Annotated in this window: 17 protein-coding genes; 10 read left to right on the plus strand and 7 right to left on the minus strand. The window is 71.3% G+C overall.

The features are described 5' to 3' along the window. Positions 1-40: 40 nt before the first annotated feature. Positions 41-355, minus strand: coding sequence for a co-chaperone GroES (gene groES, locus QO011_RS28745; protein WP_307279995.1), 315 nt, complete (start codon positions 353-355; stop codon positions 41-43). Between the two features lie 368 nt (positions 356-723). Between groES and QO011_RS28750 the strand changes: the two genes are divergently transcribed. The 8 genes from QO011_RS28750 to QO011_RS28785 are packed head-to-tail and all read left to right on the plus strand — an operon-like array spanning position 724 to position 8,402. Then, the gene (locus tag QO011_RS28750) at positions 724-1,410 is read left to right on the plus strand and encodes a GntR family transcriptional regulator (RefSeq protein ID WP_307279996.1); all 687 of its coding nucleotides are present in this window, start codon (positions 724-726) and stop codon (positions 1,408-1,410) included. Next, the gene (locus tag QO011_RS28755; RefSeq protein ID WP_307279997.1) at positions 1,410-2,276 is read left to right on the plus strand and encodes an ABC transporter permease; all 867 of its coding nucleotides are present in this window, start codon (positions 1,410-1,412) and stop codon (positions 2,274-2,276) included. The genes QO011_RS28750 and QO011_RS28755 overlap by 1 nt, the downstream gene beginning before the upstream one ends. Continuing rightward, positions 2,273-3,133, plus strand: coding sequence for an ABC transporter permease (locus QO011_RS28760; RefSeq protein ID WP_307280000.1), 861 nt, complete (start codon positions 2,273-2,275; stop codon positions 3,131-3,133). Before QO011_RS28755 ends, QO011_RS28760 begins: the two co-directional genes overlap by 4 nt. A gap of 25 nt (positions 3,134-3,158) precedes the next feature. Continuing rightward, the gene (locus QO011_RS28765) at positions 3,159-4,187 is read left to right on the plus strand and encodes a polyamine ABC transporter substrate-binding protein (RefSeq protein ID WP_307280003.1); all 1,029 of its coding nucleotides are present in this window, start codon (positions 3,159-3,161) and stop codon (positions 4,185-4,187) included. Between the two features lie 12 nt (positions 4,188-4,199). Next, the gene (locus QO011_RS28770; protein WP_307280005.1) at positions 4,200-5,318 is read left to right on the plus strand and encodes an ABC transporter ATP-binding protein; all 1,119 of its coding nucleotides are present in this window, start codon (positions 4,200-4,202) and stop codon (positions 5,316-5,318) included. A gap of 50 nt (positions 5,319-5,368) precedes the next feature. Continuing rightward, on the plus strand, positions 5,369-6,064 hold the full coding sequence (locus tag QO011_RS28775) for an RraA family protein (protein ID WP_307280007.1): 696 nt from the start codon (positions 5,369-5,371) through the stop codon (positions 6,062-6,064). Beyond that, on the plus strand, positions 6,057-6,776 hold the full coding sequence (locus tag QO011_RS28780) for an HpcH/HpaI aldolase family protein (protein WP_307280010.1): 720 nt from the start codon (positions 6,057-6,059) through the stop codon (positions 6,774-6,776). The genes QO011_RS28775 and QO011_RS28780 overlap by 8 nt, the downstream gene beginning before the upstream one ends. Before the next feature lie 21 nt (positions 6,777-6,797). Next, a complete protein-coding gene (locus QO011_RS28785) occupies positions 6,798-8,402 on the plus strand; it encodes a 5-guanidino-2-oxopentanoate decarboxylase (RefSeq protein WP_307280012.1) in 1,605 nt (534 codons plus the stop codon). A gap of 20 nt (positions 8,403-8,422) precedes the next feature. Here QO011_RS28785 and QO011_RS28790 read toward each other — a convergent pair whose 3' ends face one another. Then, entirely contained in the window at positions 8,423-9,265 is an 843-nt protein-coding gene (locus QO011_RS28790) for a DMT family transporter (RefSeq protein ID WP_307280333.1), read from the minus strand. A 440-nt stretch (positions 9,266-9,705) separates the two neighbouring features. Between QO011_RS28790 and hemA the strand changes: the two genes are divergently transcribed. Next, complete coding sequence (hemA, locus tag QO011_RS28795) at positions 9,706-10,941, plus strand: 5-aminolevulinate synthase (protein WP_307280014.1); 1,236 nt, start codon at positions 9,706-9,708, stop codon at positions 10,939-10,941. Positions 10,942-10,962: 21 nt separating this feature from the next. On the opposite strand, the gene QO011_RS28800 is transcribed toward hemA, so the two are convergent. The 5 genes from QO011_RS28800 to QO011_RS28820 all read right to left on the minus strand — a co-directional run bounded on the left by QO011_RS28800 (position 10,963) and on the right by QO011_RS28820 (position 15,862). Continuing rightward, the gene (locus tag QO011_RS28800) at positions 10,963-11,595 is read right to left on the minus strand and encodes a response regulator transcription factor (protein ID WP_307280016.1); all 633 of its coding nucleotides are present in this window, start codon (positions 11,593-11,595) and stop codon (positions 10,963-10,965) included. A gap of 118 nt (positions 11,596-11,713) precedes the next feature. Further along, positions 11,714-12,919, minus strand: coding sequence for a pyridoxal phosphate-dependent aminotransferase (locus QO011_RS28805; RefSeq protein WP_307280019.1), 1,206 nt, complete (start codon positions 12,917-12,919; stop codon positions 11,714-11,716). Positions 12,920-13,112: 193 nt separating this feature from the next. Beyond that, positions 13,113-13,535, minus strand: a complete 423-nt coding sequence (mscL, locus tag QO011_RS28810; protein WP_307280022.1) for a large conductance mechanosensitive channel protein MscL — start codon at positions 13,533-13,535, stop codon at positions 13,113-13,115. A 128-nt stretch (positions 13,536-13,663) separates the two neighbouring features. Next, entirely contained in the window at positions 13,664-14,818 is a 1,155-nt protein-coding gene (locus QO011_RS28815) for a DUF2336 domain-containing protein (RefSeq protein ID WP_307280024.1), read from the minus strand. A gap of 3 nt (positions 14,819-14,821) precedes the next feature. Beyond that, positions 14,822-15,862: a lytic transglycosylase domain-containing protein gene (locus QO011_RS28820; RefSeq protein ID WP_307280027.1), complete on the minus strand. Its 1,041-nt coding sequence runs from the start codon at positions 15,860-15,862 to the stop codon at positions 14,822-14,824. Between the two features lie 88 nt (positions 15,863-15,950). Here QO011_RS28820 and QO011_RS28825 point away from each other — a divergent pair, with 88 nt between their 5' ends. Further along, the gene (locus QO011_RS28825; protein ID WP_307280030.1) at positions 15,951-16,463 is read left to right on the plus strand and encodes an aldolase/citrate lyase/malate synthase family protein; all 513 of its coding nucleotides are present in this window, start codon (positions 15,951-15,953) and stop codon (positions 16,461-16,463) included. The last annotated feature ends 4 nt before the right edge of the window (positions 16,464-16,467 follow it).

The raw sequence follows: 16,467 nt of genomic DNA on the forward strand, positions 1-16,467 counted from the left end.
ACTCCTGAACGGGGTTGAAGGACCAGGCTCTCGGAAGAGCTCAGGCCGCCTTCTTCTTGCTCTCGGTGGCGGTGAGAACGCCCATGATGTCGGACTCCTTCATGATCAGGTAGTCCTCGCCATCGAGCTTGATCTCGGTGCCCGACCACTTGCCGAACAGCACGCGGTCGCCGGCCTTGACGTCGAGCGGCACCAGCTTGCCGGACTCGTCGCGGGCGCCGGGGCCGACGGCGATCACCTTGCCCTCCTGGGGCTTTTCCTTGGCGGTGTCGGGGATGATGATGCCGCCCTTGGACTTTTCCTCGGCATCGACGCGCTGGACGACCACGCGGTCGTGGAGCGGACGGAACTGCATGTTTGTCTTCCTCTTGTGCGGCCGGCGCGGGTGCGCCCGGCGGGTCCACATCGAAGGTTCTGTGCGGCTGTTAGCACTTGCCATGGACGAGTGCCAACAACACGGCGGGATGTAGTCAGAGCCCGTGGCGGAGTCAAGACGGGGAGCGGGCCCGTGCGGCCGCTCGCCCGGAGGATTCCGCCCTACAGCCTAAACGCGGCGAAAATCTGCCACCGGCGCGGGCCGTGAACCGCACCGGCCTCGCACAGGGCAGCGCCTGCCGTTTTTTTGACCCGCGGCTGCCCGGAACTTGCGCTGCGCGCCCGATTGACAATCGCCCCGGGCCGTGCCGATATTCAGGAAATATATTTGTCGTATATGAGATGGGAATGCCGACCAGCGAGCCCAAGCGACGGCTGAGCGACACCGCCTATGAGGGGCTGCGGACGGCCATCATCACGGCCGAGCTGAAGCCGGGCGAGCCGATCGAGGAGCGCGCGCTGATGGCCCGGCTCGGCGTCGGGCGCACCCCGCTGCGCGAGGCGTTGCAGCGCCTGGCCCAGGAGGACCTGGTGCTGGCGGTGCCGCAGCGCGGCTATTTCGTCTCGTCCACCTCGGCCGCCGACTCCTTCCACCTCACCGAATTCCGCGTCCATTCCGAGGTGCTCGCCTGCCGCATGGCGGCGACGCGGATCGACGCGGCCGGGCTCGCCGCGCTGGCCGCGCTCCTGGACGAGGCACGCGCCGGCGTGGCCGCGCGGCGCACCGAGCTCGCCTGGCACCTGGGCATCGACGAACGCCTGCATCGGCTGATCGCCGAGGCCACCGGCAACGTCTATCTCGCCAAGGCGCTCAACCGGCTCTACGCGCTCTCGGTGCGCAGCCTCTATGTCGCGCGCATCCCGATCACGCTGATCTTCGACGAGCTGGACAATTTCACCGCCATCCACGACGCGCTGGCGGCGCGCGACCCGGACCGGGCCGAGCGGGCGATGCGCCAGCACCTGACCGACAACGCCCTGCAGATGCGGCCGGTCGAGCCGGCCCGCATCGCCGTCACCCCGGCGGGGGCCTGATGCGGCGGCGGGCGCAGCGGTCCGGCGATTTGGCGACGCTGGCGCTGCTGGCGCCCTCGCTGGTCATGGCGGTGCTGCTGCTGGCCGTCCCCCTCCTGGTCATCCTCGCCTACAGCTTCGCCGACCGGGATTCCTATGGCGGCGTCGCCGCCGGCTTCTCGCTCGCCAGCTATGCCGAGCTGTTCCAGCCGGCCTACCTGCCGATCTTCGCCAACTCGATCCAGATCGCCGTGCTCTCCACGGCCGCCTGCCTCGCGGTCGGCTATCCCATCGCCTATTTCCTGGCCTTCCGCGCCGGGCGCCGGGCGCCGCTGCTGCTCGCCCTGCTGCTGATCCCGTTCTGGGTCGACTTCATGATCCGGATGTCGAGCTGGATGGTGCTGATGGGCCGGAACGGGCTGATCAATGCCGGGCTCGCCGGCCTCGGCCTCACCGACGAGCCGATCCGCATGCTCGGCACCTATCCCGCTGTCATGGTCGGCATGCTCTACGCCTTCCTCCCCACCGCGGTCCTGCCGATCTACGCCTCGCTCAACACCATCGACAGGCGTCTCCTGGAAGCGGCCGACGATCTCGGTGCCGGCCCGATCGAGGCGTTCTGGCGCACGACCTTCCCGCTCTCCCTGCCCGGGGTGATGGCCGCCATCCTGTTCGTGTTCGTGCCGGCGATGGGCGTCTACGCCATTCCCGTGCTGCTGGGCGGGGGCAAGAGCATCATCCTCGGCAACCTGATCGTCCAGCTCTTCCTGGAATTCCGCAACATCCCGCTCGGCGCGGCCGTCTCGGTGATGCTGCTCGCCCTCTCCTCGATCGTGATCGTCTTCTACATGCGCCTGCTGCGCCGGATCGAGGAGGCCTCGGCATGAGCGGGTCGCGGCCGGCCTCGCAGGCCTTCGGCCGATCCGCCGCCGGGCTCGCGTGGCTCGCCGGGCTCGCCGCGCGGCTCGCCGGGCTTTACGTGCCGGTCGCCACGATCCTGGGCTACGTCTTCCTGTTCGCGCCGCTCGTGGTGCTGGTCGTCTATTCCTTCAACGCCAGCCGCTCGACCGTGATCTGGAGCGGCTTCACGCTCGACTGGTACGCCGAGGCGCTGGCCGACCGGGGCCTGCGCCGCAGCCTCGGGGTCAGCGCCGTGGTGGCGGCGCTCTCGGCCGTCATCGGCACCGCCATCGGCACCAGCGCCGCGCTGGCGGTGGTCAAGCGGCGCTTCCCCGCCAAGAACCTGTTCTCGACGCTCTTGATCGCGCCGCTGGTGCTGCCCGAGATCGTGCTGGCGGTCGGCCTGCTGGTCGCCACGGTCTGGGCCCGGATTCCACTCGGCTATGCCACGCTGGTCGCCGGCCATGTGCTGATCTCGGTGCCCTTCACCTTCCTGATCGTGCGCGCCGCCGCCTCGGCCCTCGATCCCCGGCTCGACGAGGCGGCCGCCGATCTCGGCGCCGCCGGCTGGGAATGCTTCCTGCGCGTGACGCTGCCGCTGCTCGCGCCGGCCATCCTCTCGGCGGCGCTGCTGTCGGCTGTCGTCTCCTTCGACAATTTCGTGATGTCGACCTTCGTCTCCGGCGTCGGCACCACGCCGCTGCCGATCCAGATCTACGCCATGCTGAAGACGGGGCTCACGCCCAAGATCAACGCGCTCGGGACGGTGCTGATCGCCGTCAACGTCGCCGTGCTGCTGCTCGTCATGGGCCGCTACCTCCAGACGATCCGCCGGCAAGGCTGATCGAAACCAGAACAAGGGGAAGACAATGCCGACCTGCAAAGCCCTCTTCGTCGCCGCGGCGCTCGCCGCGATCCCGCCCGGCGCCGGCGCGGCCGAGCTGCACATCTACGCCTGGTCGAGCGAGATCCCGCAGGAGATCGTCGACGACTTCGCCAAGGCGACCGGCATCGAGGTGACGCTCGACACCTTCGATTCCAACGAGACCATGATGGCCAAGCTCAGCGCCGGGGCCTCGGGCTACGACCTGGTCGAGCCGAGCCAATATGCGGTGCAGGTCCTGGCCAAGCAGGGGCTGCTCACCGAGCTCGACCATGCCAAGCTGCCCAACCTCGCCAATCTCGGCGCCGCCTTCCGCTCCGTCAGCTACGATCCCGGCCAGAAGGTGAGCGTGCCCTATGTCTGGGGCACCACCGGGCTCGCCTACAACGAGGACTGCGTCAAGACGCCGGTGACGAGCTGGAAGGCGCTGTGGGACCCCGCCTACAAGGGGCGGATCTACATGCTCGACAACATGCTGTCGGCCTATATCGCCGCCCTGCAGCTCAACGGCTTCCATGCCGGCACCAAGGATCCGGCCGAGGTCGAGACGGCCACCAAGGCGCTGGTCGCGCAGAAGGACGTGCTCGGCGGCTACAACAGCTCCAACTTCGCCGATCTCGTCGCCTCGGGCGAGGCCTGCCTGGTGCAGGCCTACAATTCCAATATCGCGCAGGTCATCGCCGCCAACCCAAAGGTCCACTACGTCATCCCGTCCGAGGGCGGCACGATGTGGATCGACGGCTTCGCCATCCCCAAGAGCGCCGCGAACGCGGATGCGGCCTACAGGTTCATCGACTATCTCCTGCAGCCGGCGGTCGCCGCCAAGGCGGCCGATCTCAGCAAGGCGGCCACGGTGGTCGACGCGGCCAAGGCGATGCTGCCGAAGGCGGTGGCCGAGAACCCGGCGATCTATCCGCCGGCCGACGCGCTGACCAAGGTCGACTTCATCCTCGACATCGGCGAGGCCACGAAGCTCTACCAGGACGGCTGGACCAGGGTGAAGACGGCACAATGAGGCGGGTCCGTCATGCCCGGTGAACAGCCAGGAGCGGCGGGCGGCCGCGCCGCGGTCGAGCTCGTCGCCGTCTCCAAGACCTACGAGGCAGCCGGCGCGCATCCCGTCGTCGACACGCTCAGCCTGACGATCCGGCCGGGCGAGTTCTTCACCTTCCTCGGCCCCTCGGGCTGCGGCAAGACGACGACGCTCAGGATGATCGCCGGCTTCGAGGCGCCGAGCGGCGGCAAGGTCTTGCTGGACGGCCGCGACGTCTCCGGCCTGCCCGCCCATCGGCGCAACGTCAACACGGTGTTCCAGAGCTACGCGCTGTTCCCGCACCTGACCGTCGAGGACAATGTCGGCTTCGGCCTCGCCGTGAAGCGCGTGCCGCGGGCACAGCGCCGCGAGCGCGTGCTCAAGGCGCTCGAGATGGTGCGCATGGCCCATGCCGCCGCGCGCAAGCCGTCCGCCCTCTCCGGCGGCCAGCAGCAGCGGGTGGCGCTGGCGCGCGCCCTGGTCAACGAGCCCTCGGTGCTCCTGCTCGACGAGCCCTTCGGCGCGCTCGACCTGAAGCTGCGGCGGGAGATGCAGCTCGAGGTCAAGGAGATGCAGCGCCGCCTCGGCATCACCTTCGTCTTCGTCACCCACGACCAGGAAGAGGCCCTGACCATGTCGGACCGGATCGCCGTCATGAGCGCCGGCCGCATCCGCCAGGTCGACGACCCCGTCGGCATCTACGAGCGCCCGGCAGACCGCTTCACCGCCGGCTTCATCGGCGAGATGAACATGCTGGCCGCCCGGGTCACCGCCGTCGGGGCGGGCGGGGCCGAGATCGAGGTCGCCGGCGCGACGTTCCGCCTCGCCTGCCCTCCCGGCCTCGCGACCGGCGCCGCGGTCACGCTCGCCATGCGTCCGGAAGGGCTGCTGGTCGGCCGCGCCGACACGGCCGGCGGCGCAATCCTCGCCGGGACCGTGGTCGACGCGATCTATGTCGGCACCGACCGGCGCTATGTCGTGCGCATCGCCTCCGGCGAGACGCTGATCGTCCGCGTGCAGAACACCGCCGCCGGCGGCGGCGCGATCCTGCGCGCCGGCGAGGCGGTGGCGCTCACCTGCCCCCCGGGCGCCGTCCGGCTCCTGCCGGACTGACCCGCCGACCCAACCAGATGCAAGCCCGAGACCGAAGCCCAGGACCCGACATGCCCATCACCTCCTATCGGATCGCCGACGTTCCGGCGCAGATCGACGCCGCGCTCCTGGCCCGCTTCGCCCGGGTCGAGGCGGCGACGATCGGCCACTACCTGCACGACCGCTTCATGCGCAACGACCTGCGGCCGCTGATCGAGGGCGCACGCGTCGCCGGCACGGCGGTGACGGTGTCGATCGCCGGGGCCGATTCGACGCTGCTCTACCACGCCATGGACCGGGTCCGGCCGGGCGACGTCCTGGTGATCGATCGCTGCGGCGACGAGCGGCATGCGCCCTGGGGCGGCTTCATGGCGGCGGTGGCGAAGATCCGCGGTCTCGCCGGCGTGATCGTCGACGGGGCGGTGACCGATCCGGCGGCGATCCGCGAGGCCGGCGTGCCGACCTGGGCGCGGGGAGTTTCGCCGATCACCACCAAGCTCCTCAATCTCGGCGGCGGCTTCAACATCCCGGTCGCCTGCGGCGGCGTCGCGGTCAACCCGGGCGACGCCGTGCTGGCGGACGATTGCGGCATCGTCGTGCTGCCGCCCGACCAGGTCGCCGGCATCACCGCGGTGGCGCTGGCGGACCAGGAGGACGAGGGCGGCTGGCTCCGGCGCGTCGCCGCCGGCGAGCGCCTGCAGGACCTCGTCGACGTCGCCGACATGATCGCCGAGCGCCGCCGTCTCGACGAGGCCGCCCATGGCTGAGGCACTCGACAGGTTCGCCGTCTGGCTGTCCACGCCGCACCAGGCGATGATGGAGATCGCCCGCGACATCGGCTATCGCCACATCGTGCTCGACATCGAGCACGGGCTGTTCGACCTGGAGGCGACAGACCGCATCGTCGCCCTCGGCAAGGCGCTCGGCCTGACCATGCACGCCAAGGTGCTGGGGCCGGAGGCGATCCCGATCCAGCAGGCACTCGACATGGGCTGCGACAGCGTCATCATCCCGCATGTCGGCGACGTCGACCATGCCCGGCGGGTGACGCTCTCGACCAAATATCCGCCGCTCGGCACCCGCAGCTTCTCCGGCACCCGGCCGGCGCGCTACAACGCGGTCAAGCCCGACTATTACGAGCGCGAGAACGCCGCCACCCGCTGCTATCCCATGGTGGAATCGGCGGCGGCGCTGCGCGATATCGAGGCCATCCTGGCCCTGCCGACGGTCGACGGCGTCTTCGTCGGCCCGAGCGACCTGTCGCTCGACAGCGGCCGCGGCGCCTATCGCAACACCGATGCCGACAAGGCGGACCTCGCCCGCATCGCGGCGGCGGCCAAGGCCGCCGGCAAGCCCTGGATCATGCCGGCCTGGACCCGGGCCGAGCGCGATTTCGCCGGCACGCTCGGCGCCGACCTCCTGGTGGTCGCCGACGAGTTCGGCTCGATCATGACCGGCCTCCTCGACGCGGCCCGCTAACTCCCGAGAAAGCAGATCATCATGTCCGATGCGATCTCCTGCGGCAGCCGCCTGATGCAGCTGCTCAGCGCCTATGGCGTCGACACCGTGTTCGGCATGCCCGGCGTCCACACGCTCGAAGCCTATCGCGGCCTGGAGGCCGCCGGCATCCGCCATGTCGGCGTGCGCCACGAGCAGGGCGCCGGCTTCATGGCCGACGGCTATGCCCGGATGTCGGGCCGCCCCGGCGTCTGCCTGCTGATCAGCGGGCCCGGCGTCACCAACGCCGCGACCCCGATCGGCCAGGCCTATTCCGACAGCGTGCCCATGCTGGTGATCACCAGCGTCGCCGCCAACAAGGACCTCGGCATGGGGCGCGGACGCCTGCACGAGATCACCGACCAGGCGCGGGTGACCGAGCCGCTGACCGCCTTCTCCGCCGTCGCCGGCGACCCGCAGCAGGTGCGCGAACATGTGGCGCGCGCCTTCGCCCTGTTCGAGGCGCGCCGGGCGCGGCCGGTGCACATCTCCATCCCGCTCGACGTGTTCAAGGCGCCGGACGACCAGCCGGTGCGGCGGCGGACGGCGCACCGGCGCGCCGCGCCCGACCCTGAGGCCGTGGAGGCCGCCGCGGCCCTCCTCGCCGGCGCGGCGCGCCCGGTCATCATCGCCGGCGGCGGCAGCCTCGGGGCCTCGGCCGCGCTGGTCGCGCTCGCCGAGCGGACCGGCGCCGCCGTGGTGCCGACCATCGCCGGCAAGGGCGTCATTCCCGACAGCCATCCGCTGGCGCTCGAGGCGACGCTGGACCGCGCCGCGACCCAGGCGCTGATCGCCGCCGCCGACGTCGTCCTGTGCGTCGGCACGGAACTGGCCGAGCCGGACATCTGGCTCGACGGGCCGCTGCCGCTCGGCGGGCCGCTGATCCGCATCGACATCGATCCCGCCGTGCTCGCCCGCGACTATGACGCGGCCGTCGCCCTGGAGGCCGATGCCGGGCTGGCTCTCGCCGCCCTGGTCGAGGCCCTGCCCGAGCGGCCGCGCCCGGGCCCCGACCGGGCAGCCGCGGTCGCCGGCGTGCGCGCGGCGGAGCGGGCGGCGCTGACGCCGCTGGAGCGCAAGCACATCCGCGTGCTCGAGGCGCTGCGGCGGGCGGTGCCGCCGGAGGGCGTGGTCTATTCCGACATGACCCAGCTCGCCTATACCGGCTATGCCTTCTACCCCTGCGAGACGCCGCGCCGCTGGTTCTTCCCCGCCGGCTACGGCACGCTCGGCTATGCCCTCCCCGCGGCGATCGGCGGCCAGATCGCCGCGCCCGGCCGGCCGGTGATGGTGGTCGTCGGCGACGGCGGCTTCCAGTTCACGCTGCAGGAGCTCGGCACCGCGGTCGAGCAGAAGCTGCCGATCCCGATCATCCTGTGGAACAATGACAGCCTCGCCCAGATCCGCGACGGCATGGTCGCCCGCAAGATCCCGACCATCGGCGTCGACCAGCACAACCCGGACTTCCTGAAGCTCGCCGAGGCCTATGGCTGCCGCACCGCCGGCCCTCGCAGCTTTGCCGAGCTCGAGGCGGCTGTGACATCGGCCTTCGCGGCCGACGGGCCGACCGTGATCGAGCTGCGGGAGGGCGCTCCGTTCCTGGGATAGGCCGCGGCGGGCGTCGCGGCCTACGCCACCTTCGCCTTGCCTGTGGCCCCGAACAGGCAGGCGATCATGATCATCACGGCGCCGGCGATGGTCCACAGCGTCGGGATCTCGGAAAAGAACAGGAAGCCGAAGGTCACGGCCCAGAGGAAGGCGGAATATTCGAGGATGCCGAGCTTGCCGGCATGGGCGCGCGAATAGGCCCAGGCCAGGCACAGATGGCCGCAGGTGCCGAGCAGGCCGGCGATGACGAAGACCATCAGATGCGCGCGGGTCAGCGGCTGCCACTGCACCGCCATGACCGGCAGCGCCAGCAGCATCGCCCAGGCGTTCGACAGAACGACGATGGTCATGGTCGAATCCTTGGCGCTCTGCTGGCGCATCAGCACCATGGACAGGGCATAGAAGAAGGCGCAGGCGAGCGCCGCGACGAGGCCAATGGGATCGAAGGCGTGGCTGGCGCCGCTCTCCTGGCCGCGGGCGATGACGATGACGCCGACCAGGCCGACGGCGAGGGCGACCATGGCGCGCGGGGCGACCGGCTCCTTGAGGATCAGCCGGCCCAGGAGCGCCATCAGCAGCGGCGCCATGAAGGTCAGGGCGATCGCCTCGGCCAACGGCAGCCGGGCGATGGCGACGAAGAAGCAGGTCGCGGTGCACAGCACGACCACGGCGCGCCAGAGGTTGCGCCGGACCGCCGGCCAGCCGGGCGTCGCGCCGCCGAGGGCCAGGAAGGCGATGACGGCGAACAGCGCGCCGAAGCCATAGCGCAGGCCCACCACCTGACCGATGGGATAGGTCGCCGTGACCAGCTTCATCAGCGCGTCCATGCAGGACATGATGGCGACGCCGAGGCCCGCGACCATCACGGGGCGGAGGGAGTCCTCGGTCCTCATGGCGCGGCCGGACGCAGCTCGAAGCGGCCCATGGCTTCGCCGTCGGGCGCCTGGCGCAGGAGGATGGCGTTGGGGGATGGCATGGGTCGGGATCTCGCACCGAGCAGCATCTCGTGGCTTCAGCCACGAATTGATTTTGCGCGAGAACGCAAAACCAATGCTGCTCAGACTGCCAAATGTAAGCAGGTTCGGGAGAACCTGCTTTGGGGTGATAGCCGGCCGCGATGCGCGGGACAATCGACAAAGCTTGATGCGAGCAATCAGGAATCCGATTGGTCGCCGGCGGTCCGTGCGCGGGCGCACAATCCCCGCGACGAAACGCCTCTATGGTCAATCACCCGTGCATCGCCCGGCAAATGGCGCTATGACCGCCCGGGACCGTTCGATCCGAATGCGAGCCAGCTATCCGCATGCCCAGGACCTACACCGCGATCTTCGAAGAGGCCGTCGCCGCGCTGCAGCGCGAGAAGCGCTACCGCGTGTTCGCCGACATCGAGCGCATCGCGGACCGCTTTCCCAAGGCGCTCTGGCACGGGCCGCAGGGGCCGCGCGAGATCGTGCTGTGGTGCTCGAACGACTATCTCGGCATGGGCTGCCACCCCGCCTCGATCGAGGCGATGGCCGCCACGGCCCGCAGCCTCGGCACCGGTGCCGGCGGCACGCGCAACATTTCCGGCACCAGCCATCCCCTGGTGCTGCTGGAGCGTGAGCTCGCCGACCTGCACGCCAAGGAGGCGGCGCTCGTCTTCACCTCCGGCTACATCTCCAACCAGTCCGGCATCTCGACGCTCGCCAAGCTCCTGCCGGACTGCCTGATCCTGTCCGACGCGCTGAACCACAATTCGATGATCGAGGGCGTGCGCCAGGCCGGCCGCGAGAAGGTGATCTTCCGCCACAACGACGTGGAGCACCTGGAAGATCTCCTGCGCGCCGCCGGCACGGAGCGCTGCAAGCTGATCGTGTTCGAGAGCCTCTATTCCATGGACGGCGACGTCGCGCCGATCGGCCGGATCTGCGACCTCGCCGAACGCTACGGCGCGATGACCTATATCGACGAGGTGCACGCGGTCGGCATGTACGGCCCGCGCGGCGCCGGCATCGCCGAGCGCGACGGCGAGATGGGCCGCCTCGACGTGATCGAGGGCACGCTCGGCAAGGCCTTCGGCGCGCTGGGCGGCTATATCGCCGCAGCGGCGCCGATCGTCGATGCCGTGCGCTCGCATGCGCCGGGCTTCATCTTCACCACGGCCCTGCCCCCGGCGGTGGCCGCGGCGGCGACCGCCTCGATCCGCCACCTCAAGACTTCGAGCGCCGAGCGGCAGGCGCAGCAGGCCAATGCCGCCAGGACCAAGGCCGCGCTCGCCGATGCCGGCCTGCCGGTGGCGCCGACGCCCACGCATATCGTGCCGGTGATCGTCGGCGATCCCGAGCTGTGCAAGGCGGCCAGCGACCTCCTGCTCGCCGAGCACGGCATCTACATCCAGCCGATCAACTATCCCACCGTGCCGCGCGGCACGGAACGCCTGCGCATCACCCCGACGCCGTTCCACACCGACGCGCTGATCGCCGACCTCGCCGACGCCCTCGTGGCCGTCTGGCGCAAGCTCGGCCTGCCGCTGCGCGAGCACGCCCTGGCGGCCGAATAGGACCATCGGCCTCGGGCCGCGTCAGGGCCGCGGCTCGGACAGGACGATCCGCACGAGGTCGGCGGCATTGCGCGCCCCGAGCTTCTCCATGATGCGAGCCCGGTGCACCTCGACGGTGCGCGGCGAGATACCGAGGAGGCGGCCGACCTCCTTGTTGGAGGCGCCGCCGGCGATCTGGGCCAAAACCTCCTGCTCGCGCCGGGTGAGGGCCTCGAGCGGCGAGCGCCCGGATTCGGACACGGCGCCGGGACCGGCAGGCGGTTCGGCCATGCCGAGGATCGCGCCGAGGCCGGCGAGCATGCGCCCGAACTCGAGCGGCCATTCGAACACGTCAGCGGCACCGCTCTTCATCGCCTCCACCGCCAGGCGCACGCTGGCATGGGCCGCGGCGGCCAGCACCGGCGCCGGGCAGCGGCGTGCCCGGAGCTCCCGCAGGAGGGCAAGGCCGGCGGGCGGGGCGGCGCCGAGATCGACCACGATCAGCGCCGGCGCACGGTCGGCGAGGCGCTCGAGGCAGTCGGCGGCGTCCCGCACCCGGATCAACGCGGCGGATCGGTCGGCAAGCTGCAGCGACAGGGCGGCATGCACCAGGCCGGCGGCATCGACCACCAGGATCTCCGGCACCTCCGCGTGCGGCGTCTGGCCGGCGCCCATGTCCCATCCCCGTCGCGCCTGCATCGGCCCGACTCTCTACGACGGGGGTGGCGCGGGCATCAATGCCCATGGCTCGAACGCACGGGCCGCATGGCCCGCGCGGGGCCGGGACGTGCGGTCAGGCCCGCTTCAGCCAGTCGACCAGGCGGGCGGCGGCGACCTCGAGCTGCTCGGGGCTGCGGAGGAAGCACAGCCGCATGAAGCCCTCGCCGCCCGCGCCGAAGGCGGTGCCGGGCGCCAGGCCGACATTGGCCTCGTCGACGATCTCCAGGCCGAGCCGGCGCACGTCGGGTTTGCCGTCGACGGCGAAGAACAGGTAGAAGGCACCGCGCACGGGTGCGAAGCGCACCCGGCCGGTGGCGCCGAGCGCATCGCAGACGATGTCGCGGCCGCGCCTGGCCCGGGCGATCTGGTGGGCGACGAAGCCCTCGCCCCGGTCGAGTGCGGCCACCCCGCCCCGCTGCATGAAGGCGGCGATGCCCGAGGTGGAGTACTGCACCAGGTTCTCGATCACCTGGCCGAGCTCGGGCGGCGCCTCGAGCCAGCCGAGGCGCCAGCCGGTCATCGCCCAGTTCTTGGAGAAGGTCTCGACGAAGAGGATGCGGTCGCCCGGCTCGCGGATGTCGCGGAAGGAGGGCGCCCGCTCGCCCTCGTAGACGAAGCGGGTGTAGATCTCGTCGGCGATGATCCACAGGCCGTGCCGGCGGCCGAGGTCGAGGAGGAAGCGCAGGTCCTCGGCGCTCGCCACCCAGCCCGTCGGGTTGGACGGCGAGTTGACGCAGATCGCCCGGGTGCGCGGCGTCACCGCGGCGGCGAGGCGGTCGTGGTCGAGCCGCCAGCCGGCATCGGTGTAGGTCTTGGGCACCGGCACCACGCGGGCGCCGGCGATGCCGGCCGCAGCGGCCGCGTTGGGCCAGGCCGGGCTCGGGACGATCACCTCGTCGCCCGCGCCGGCCACCATGCGCATGCAGATCTGGATGGCATGCATGCCGCCCTGGGTGACGAAGAAGCGCTCGGAGTCGGCCGGCTGGCCGAACAGGGCGGCGTTGTAGCGGGCAATGGCCTCGCGCAGCTCCGGGATGCCGCGCTGCCAGGTATAGTAGGTCTCGCCGGCGACGAGGGCGCGGGTCGCCGCCTCGGTGATGAAGGCCGGCGTCGGCAGGTCGCCCTCCCCGGCCCAGAGCGGGATCAGCCCGTCGCGGCCGCGGCCATAGTTCATCACCTCGACGATGCCGCTCTCGGGCGCGCCGAGCGCCTCGGGGCGCAGGCCCTCCAGCAGGGAGGATGCACCGGTCGCGACGAGCGGGCGGGCGGCATTGGTCAAGACGGCGGTCCTCCGGGCTGGCATGGGATCCGGCAGCACGGGGCGTGGCGAACGACCGCATGCTGCCGCGACCTGTTTAGCCCAAACCCGGCGCGGCGGAATCAATTCTTGGAATGCGTCCATTGAATTTGCCAATGGACGGCAGAGCAGACCGGAGCCCCCGTGACGGCTCGACGGGCTCCGGATCGCGGGGTCAGCGGGCCTTGAGCAGGTCGCGGATCTCGCCCAGGAGCTTGACGTCGGCCGGGACCTCGGCAACCGGCGGCGGCGCGGCCTCCTGCTTCTTCTTGAGCTGGTTGATCGCCTTGACCACCAGGAACAGCACGAAGGCGACGATCAGGAAGTTGACCGCGATGGTGATGAAGCTGCCGTAGGCGAGGACGGTGGCGGTCGCACGGGCCTGGGCCAAGCCGGCACCGGCCGGGGCGGTGCCGCTCAGCACGAAATACATGTTGGAGAAATCGACGCCGCCGCCGGTGATCTTGGCAATGATCGGCATGATGATGTCGCCGACCAGGGACTCGACGATCTTGCTGAAGGCCGCGCCGATGATCACGCCGATGGCGAGATCCACGACATTGCCTTTCATGGCAAATTCCCTGAACTCCTTGAGCATGCCACTTCTCCCCGTGTTGCGGTCAAGGGCCGGTTCAACCGGCGCGATACGACGCTAGTCCAGAGACTCCTCCGACAAAAGAGCAAAGAGTCGCGATGTGCCGCTTGTGCACATCGCACCTGGACCCATCAGGCTGCGAGCAGCACATCCCGGGCGAGATCCTCGGCGACGGCGCGCGCCTCGTCGCGGGCGGCCTCGGCGGCGAAGCGGCGCAGCATCAGGAGCAGCGGCCCGACCTCCTCCTGCGGCAGCGCGCCGATGCTGGTCAGCACGCGCTCGGTCATGCGCCGCGACAGCCGCGCGTCACCGGCCAGGCTGTCGACGAAGCCCTGCTCGGCGAGCGCCTCCAACGCGGCGCGGAAGGCCGGCAGGGCAGCGGGCGGCAGGCCGGCGCGGCGGTAGACCGCCTCGAAGCCGCCGAGCCGGCTGGAATGGACGAGGCCGGAGACGCGGCCGACCGGCAAGCCGGAGAGCTCGGCCAGGGCTTCCTCGAACAGCACGACATTGCCCGAGAGCAGGGCCCTCAGCACCAGCGCCGCGGTGAGCTGGCCGGTCCGGCGCAGATGGCGCACCAGCCCGCGCATCTCGTCGGGGCCGGCGCGGCCGGCGATGATGACGGTCGCCTTCTCGCGCGCCTCGGTGGTGACGCGCTGGTTGCGGTCGGCGCCGAGCCAGCCGCTGCCGGAGACGAAGCTGGACAGCGAGGCGCTCAGCGCCGCCACCACCGCCTGGCGCACGCCGATCGGCAGGTCCTCGCGCGCCAGGAGCTCGTTGCGCACATCGGCGTCGGCGCCGTGGCGCTCGACGATGCGCATCAGCACGCCGGGGGTGAGGACCGCGCCCGGGTTCTGCAGCAGCGCGACGCAGGCATCGGCGCCGCCGACCTCGGCGATGGCGCCGCTCAGCGTCGCCGGCACGGCGAAGCGGCAGGCGACGGCGCATTGCGCCCGCCAGTCGCCGCCGCCGATCACGTCGACCAGCTCCGGCTCGGACAGCAGCGGGCTCTGCGCCAGCACGATGGCGGCGATGTCGCCCTGGTCGTGGGCGAGGGCATGGATGATGGCGGGCGGCGCCTGGCGCGAGGCCGCGAGCGCGATCGCCAGCGCCTCGCGCACCAGCGGCGAGGGATCGTCGAGCAGCACGGTCATCGCCGCCTCGGCGGCGGCACGGTCGGCCGGATCCAGTGGTGAATAGAGGAAGGCCCGTGCCAGGGCGCTGGTGGCCTCGGCCCGCTCGCCGGCGGGAGCGGACTCGATCCATTGCAGAAAATGACGCACGAACATGGATTACGAACTCCCGCGCTTGCCGAGCGCCACCGGTGCGGCATCGGATGGAGAGAAAATGCCGGAGAAGAAGGCGCCGATGGCCGAGAACAGGTCCGTGGCGGGCGCCTCGGCCTGCGGCTGCGGCGCATGCACCGGCGCCGCGGTCGGGACGGACCGGAGCTCGACCGGCGCGGAGGTCGCCGCGGGAGCCGTCGTCGCCAGGGCCGGGCCGAGGCCGGACCAGGTGGCGGCGACGGCATTGGAGATCGGCGCGGCGCCGTCGGTCCGGAACAGGCTCTGGAACGGGCCGGCGGCCGCGGCGGCGGTCCGGCTCTCCGCGGCATAGGCGTTGCGGGCGGGAATGGCGAGCCAGACGGCCGGCCCGACCGCCGCCGCCCCCTGATCCGCGCCGGCAGAGGCGATCGCGGCCGGGCCGGACGCTCCGGCCTCGAAAGGCTTGACCAGCCCGCCGTAGACCTCGGCGGCCGAGCGCGCCCGGCCGGCCTTGTCGTAGAAGATCGACGGATTGGCGGCCGCCTGCACCGGGAAGGCGCCGGCCGCATTCGCCGCGCCGTCGCTGGCGGCCAGGCGGATCAGGCCGGCGCCGCCGCTCGCGCCCATGAAATGGGCGATGTAGAGCTCGCCGTCGCTCGGCGCCCGCCCCAGGGCCGCGGTGAGCTGGTCGCGGTTGCGGCGGGTGAAGGCACCGGCCATCAGGGCGCTGACCTCCGGGTCCTCGCGCAGGGCCAGGACCGCCTGGCGCGCCGCCGGATCGGCGGCGACGTAGCGCCCGCCGGTGGTGCGCTGGATGGCGTCGGCATAGGCCTGCAGGCCGAAGGCGGGGCCGTCCTCCTTCACCGTCTGCATCCAGGTGGAATCGAGGAACTGGAACAGGCCGGCGGCGGAGGAGGTCGCGGCCTTGGCGGTGGGATCGAAGGCGGATTCACGCCCCGCCGTGGTCATGAGATAGTCGAAGCCGGTGCCCGTGGCCGCGCTCGCGCTGCGGAGCGCGTTCTGGACGCGATCCGCGGACGGGGCCGCCGAGGAGCTGAAAAGGACCATGGACGCCCGGGACCGTCATCCGCTAATGCACGACGCTCACTGTGGAGCCGTATGGTAAACCCCGCCTTAACGCATGGATCGTAATGGGATGAAATCGCTGCTGATCGCGGCTGCCGATGCGCTGGCGGACGGGCCGGCGGCGGATTTGGTCGCCCTCGACCTCGCCGCCGGATCGGCCGGAGCCCTGCCGGCAGGCGCGGTCCATGTCGCCGTCGCGCCGGTCGAGGCGGCGGCGAGCGCCGCCGGGCTCGCCCGGGCCATGGCGCTGGCGCCGGCCGGCATCGTGCTGGAGGGCGCGCGGAGCGGCCGCGACGTGACGCTGCTCGATGCGCGCCTGGCGGTGTGCGAGGCCGAGCGCGGGCTGGCGCATGGCGGCACGTCCATCATCGCCGTGGCGAGCGCCGAGGCGCTGATCGAGATCGGCAGCTTCCGCGGCGCCTCGGCCCGGCTCGCCGGCCTCGCCTTCGATCCCGAGGCGCTGGAACGGGAGCTCGGCGCCCCGGATGCGGCCGTGAGCGAGCTCGCGCGCGGCATGGTCGTGCTCGCGGCGCGGGCGGCCGGCGTGCCGGCCTTCCGGGTGATCCGGCGCCCGCCCGCCTGAACCG

The sequence above is a fragment of the Labrys wisconsinensis genome (assembly GCF_030814995.1).
In the GTDB taxonomy this organism is placed as follows: domain Bacteria; phylum Pseudomonadota; class Alphaproteobacteria; order Rhizobiales; family Labraceae; genus Labrys; species Labrys wisconsinensis.

What these genes read in the sequence shown, in the direction of transcription:
- QO011_RS28800 (WP_307280016.1), bottom strand. Translation starts at nt 11,595, where the DNA reads ATGGGCGCCGGCCAGACGCCGCACGCGGAGGTGCCGGAGATCCTGGTG.
- QO011_RS28760 (WP_307280000.1), top strand. Translation starts at nt 2,273, where the DNA reads ATGAGCGGGTCGCGGCCGGCCTCGCAGGCCTTCGGCCGATCCGCCGCC.
- QO011_RS28755 (WP_307279997.1), top strand. Translation starts at nt 1,410, where the DNA reads ATGCGGCGGCGGGCGCAGCGGTCCGGCGATTTGGCGACGCTGGCGCTG.
- groES (WP_307279995.1), bottom strand. Translation starts at nt 355, where the DNA reads ATGCAGTTCCGTCCGCTCCACGACCGCGTGGTCGTCCAGCGCGTCGAT.
- QO011_RS28770 (WP_307280005.1), top strand. Translation starts at nt 4,200, where the DNA reads ATGCCCGGTGAACAGCCAGGAGCGGCGGGCGGCCGCGCCGCGGTCGAG.
- QO011_RS28780 (WP_307280010.1), top strand. Translation starts at nt 6,057, where the DNA reads ATGGCTGAGGCACTCGACAGGTTCGCCGTCTGGCTGTCCACGCCGCAC.
- QO011_RS28820 (WP_307280027.1), bottom strand. Translation starts at nt 15,862, where the DNA reads ATGGTCCTTTTCAGCTCCTCGGCGGCCCCGTCCGCGGATCGCGTCCAG.
- QO011_RS28815 (WP_307280024.1), bottom strand. Translation starts at nt 14,818, where the DNA reads ATGTTCGTGCGTCATTTTCTGCAATGGATCGAGTCCGCTCCCGCCGGC.
- QO011_RS28790 (WP_307280333.1), bottom strand. Translation starts at nt 9,265, where the DNA reads ATGGTCGCGGGCCTCGGCGTCGCCATCATGTCCTGCATGGACGCGCTG.
- QO011_RS28765 (WP_307280003.1), top strand. Translation starts at nt 3,159, where the DNA reads ATGCCGACCTGCAAAGCCCTCTTCGTCGCCGCGGCGCTCGCCGCGATC.
- QO011_RS28750 (WP_307279996.1), top strand. Translation starts at nt 724, where the DNA reads ATGCCGACCAGCGAGCCCAAGCGACGGCTGAGCGACACCGCCTATGAG.
- QO011_RS28825 (WP_307280030.1), top strand. Translation starts at nt 15,951, where the DNA reads ATGAAATCGCTGCTGATCGCGGCTGCCGATGCGCTGGCGGACGGGCCG.
- hemA (WP_307280014.1), top strand. Translation starts at nt 9,706, where the DNA reads ATGCCCAGGACCTACACCGCGATCTTCGAAGAGGCCGTCGCCGCGCTG.
- mscL (WP_307280022.1), bottom strand. Translation starts at nt 13,535, where the DNA reads ATGCTCAAGGAGTTCAGGGAATTTGCCATGAAAGGCAATGTCGTGGAT.
- QO011_RS28785 (WP_307280012.1), top strand. Translation starts at nt 6,798, where the DNA reads ATGTCCGATGCGATCTCCTGCGGCAGCCGCCTGATGCAGCTGCTCAGC.
- QO011_RS28775 (WP_307280007.1), top strand. Translation starts at nt 5,369, where the DNA reads ATGCCCATCACCTCCTATCGGATCGCCGACGTTCCGGCGCAGATCGAC.